Annotated in this window: 1 protein-coding gene; it reads left to right on the top strand. The window is 63.6% G+C overall.

What is annotated here, in order from left to right; translation table 11 throughout:
- Positions 1–294: hypothetical protein (locus P0G09_RS19560; protein ID WP_275253512.1), on the top strand; the 294-nt coding region annotated here is incomplete at both ends.

The following is a 294-nucleotide window of genomic DNA, read 5'->3' as shown; positions in this document are numbered from 1 at the left end:
CCCTGGTCGAGCCCCTGTACCTGGATGTTGCTGCTACCCTGCGTGAGGCTGGCCTGAACGATGCCGTTCTGACCGGCGGCCGTTACGGCCTGGGCAGCAAGGACACTCCCCCGTCCTCCATCTTCGCTCTGTTCAAGGAGCTGGAGAAGGATCAGCCCAAGGAGCGCTTCACTCTGGGCATCACCGATGATGTCACCGGTCTGTCCCTGCCCGAGGTCAAGCCCGCTCCAATCACCGCAGCTGCTGGCACCAAGGAGTGCAAGTTCTGGGGTCTGGGCGGCGACGGTACTGTCG

Source organism: Faecalibacterium sp. DFI.5.82 (genome assembly GCF_029076575.1).
Lineage (GTDB): Bacteria > Bacillota > Clostridia > Oscillospirales > Ruminococcaceae > Faecalibacterium > Faecalibacterium duncaniae.
This window is presented reverse-complemented; position numbering and strand designations above follow the sequence as displayed.